Source organism: uncultured Victivallis sp. (genome assembly GCF_944391105.1).
Taxonomy (GTDB): Bacteria; Verrucomicrobiota; Lentisphaeria; order Victivallales; family Victivallaceae; genus Victivallis.
On the sequence record NZ_CALXSK010000086.1, the window covers coordinates 1 to 2,804 of the forward strand.

General features: G+C 52.0%; 3 protein-coding genes. All 3 read right to left on the reverse strand.

Translation table 11 applies throughout. The annotated features are described in order from the left end of the window. Positions 1 to 29 precede the first annotated feature (29 nt). The 3 genes from Q0K10_RS15530 to Q0K10_RS15540 all read right to left on the reverse strand — a co-directional run bounded on the left by Q0K10_RS15530 (position 30) and on the right by Q0K10_RS15540 (position 2,742). Positions 30 to 464: a hypothetical protein gene (locus Q0K10_RS15530; RefSeq protein WP_294509067.1), complete on the reverse strand. Its 435-nt coding sequence runs from the start codon at positions 462 to 464 to the stop codon at positions 30 to 32. Between the two features lie 78 nt (positions 465 to 542). After that, a complete protein-coding gene (locus Q0K10_RS15535; protein ID WP_294509051.1) occupies positions 543 to 1,820 on the reverse strand; it encodes a hypothetical protein in 1,278 nt (425 codons plus the stop codon). 514 nt (positions 1,821 to 2,334) lie between these two features. Next, on the reverse strand, positions 2,335 to 2,742 hold the full coding sequence (locus Q0K10_RS15540; protein WP_294509074.1) for a hypothetical protein: 408 nt from the start codon (positions 2,740 to 2,742) through the stop codon (positions 2,335 to 2,337). Positions 2,743 to 2,804 lie beyond the last annotated feature (62 nt).

Sequence of the window (2,804 nt, forward strand, 5' to 3'; positions counted from 1 at the left end):
TTTCTGCCGCAGTTCATCGATGGTCGCCATCATGCCGCCCTCCAGCTGTTGATGAGTTCCGAACACTGCCGCTTGCTGAGCTGCCGTACATCCGGCACGCCATGCTGCGCGGCAATCTGCTGCGGAGTCACTCCACGCTGCCGGGCAAGATCAAGCAGATACGAGAGCTGTTTCGGACTCGCGGGAACGTCGTTCTGACGACCCGCTGCCCGGTTGCCCTGCGGCACGGTTTTGCGTTCTTCTGCAACGGGATACCCCTCATGATTGCGGGGCACATTTCCATGCAATTCCGCTTCGACCGAATTCCGTACGAGGTCGAACGTTTCATGAATCCGAGCCTGCAGCTGCTCCTGCGTGAGCCCGTCCGGGAGTTCGACTTCGACCGACGCATGGAAGCTCTGGCTCGAATACTCCTCCCCGGCCGGAACCTTCTTCGAATACGACGCATTGAGTTTCAACATCATTTCACCTCCATAAATGAGAAGAGACGGAAGCGGTCAGGCCTCCGTCCCTTCAGTTGTATGTTTGTTTTGTCGATGTGGTCAGATCGCCATCTTGATCCGTTCGATGGCGCGCTTGGCGAGGATGAAATCCCGCTCTTTCTGCTTCTGCTTCAAAACGGCTTCCTTGACCTTGCGGGTCAGAACGCCGGTTTCGTCGAGCAACAGCTTGAGCTTGCCGCGCAGTTCGTCGATGCCGTGATTCAGCTCCTCCATCGGGTCGAGAGCTTCGTTTGCGGACTCCCGCCGGGAGTCGGTTTCTTTGATTTCGTTCGTTTCCATTTTGCTTGCCTCCTGGTTGGTTTGAGGGTTGGATTTGGGACTAAGATGAATCGGCATCGCGACGTAACAACCGGCGCCGCCCTCGGCCACGACCGGCATCCGCCCGTCCGAATGGGCGCGGAACTTCGTGTAGTGCTGCTGCAGCATCCGCAGCAGGATGTACTTGTTGAGCGCCAGCACCGCCCGCGGATGGATACCCAGAAACTCTGCTGCCGTCTCGAACGACATCTCCGGAGTATCGACCGGAACGAGCGTGACACTATGCGGCGTCACGTTAAGTTCGATTCCGTTCAGCGGTTCGTGGTCGGGAACCGTTTTCAAAAACGCGATGATCCGTTCCGGCTCGAAGAACTCCAGCGAATAATCTAATGCATTGCCGGACGGAATCACCTGCTTCCAGGCGGGGAATTTCCCGGAGAGCGCCTTACCCTGCCACAGAAAGCCGCCGATCTCGATCCGGAAGAGCCGCTCATTACGCCGACTCCATAGGTGGAGTACGCCGAGAGCGGCGGGTTTCGCCGTCAACAACGCGAGCGGAAACGGCAGCGTAACCTCCTCCGGAATCGCGAGCGGACACGGGAGATGCAGCAATTCTCTTCCGTTCGTCGCGGTGATGCCTTCCGGCGAAAGGTTGACGCCCCGCAGGATGAGCCGCGCACCATCGCGATCCGCAACCGGAGCCGCCCAAGCGAGCAACTCCCCGAACGAGGCCGGAAGCTCGACTTTGACCGCGTCCTCGGGAACCACCTCCAAATCCGGCCATTCGAGCGACTTCCCCGTGACCTCAACCTCGCCACCCCGCGTGGAACGGATCAGCTCCCGCAGCGCCCGATATTCGACCGCGAAATCAACCGCCTCCGCAACCTCACACGCCACACTTACAGCGACACACTCCACGCCGTCGGTCGCCATGAGCCGCAGCCGCCCGCCGTCCCCGACGAACCGGACCGACCGCACCACCTCCACCGGCGAAGTCTGCGCCACGACCTTCCCGAGCACCTTCAACGCCTCCAGCAACACACTCTTTCTGATCTTCATCTTCACCACCTCCATGCGATTAAAACCAATCAGCCCCGCCGGTCCGCAAAGACCGACAGGGCTGATCACTCATTCAGGCCGTCACTTCAGCCTGCCATCACAATGGTTATATATAGACGAAAAAAGTTCGAGCTGCAAACCGAATTTCTGGTTGCTGAATTTTTCATGCTAATTCCACGGTATACAGAATCTATCTTCCTTGCAAAATAAAGCTCATATGAATTATGTCTCCAGATTTTGTATCAAAAAGTTATTATGAAAGGGAGAAGGCCTTAATAATGTCAAGCGCAATTAATGATTGTCTTCAGAAATTCATTCGGCAGAAAATTGCGCTGGATCAGAGAGCCAGTTATTCAACACGTCAATTTCGACCGGTGGAGGTGTATAGGGGATCCAACGTTTTATTTTTTCTTCTTTTCGCTTTCGATTTTTACATGACGATTGTTTCCGATTACAATAACTTCGGTAAAACGTTTCTGCATCTCGCCACAATGCTGCAAATTTTTCATTTTTTTCATCTTTTGTTTTTTTTAACAAAAAACATTCGTGCCGCTTGATGCTTAGTAATTTTAGGATCTGCAGCATGTTTTTGCGTATAAAAATCATCAAATTCCTTAAAAAAATTCAATCGCCGTTGTACCCTTTCCTGTTTACCTTCAGCTCTATTATTTCCCTTGACCGAGGTTTCTAAAATACCAGCATAATTATATAAAACGGCTTCTAATTCCTGGATGATTTTATAAAACTTCAACAAAACTTCAAAAGAAACTCTATCGGCTTCAACAGCATTCTTGATGCAATCCAATACAGCTTCTAAAAGCAATGGGGGCTCTTTGTGGAATACATTTGTACGCTCCTCTACTAATTTCACCAAAAAGGAAATCAGATCTTGTATTTCAATAGATTGATGAGGTAATTTCAAAAGTTTTTAATTCGGCGGGATGAAAAAAGAGGCAGAAGGTTCATCTTAACTCTGGGACTATC

Coding starts and splice junctions, on each gene's coding strand:
- Q0K10_RS15535 (WP_294509051.1), bottom strand. CDS start 1,820: ATGAAGATCAGAAAGAGTGTGTTGCTGGAGGCGTTGAAGGTGCTCGGG.
- Q0K10_RS15530 (WP_294509067.1), bottom strand. CDS start 464: ATGATGTTGAAACTCAATGCGTCGTATTCGAAGAAGGTTCCGGCCGGG.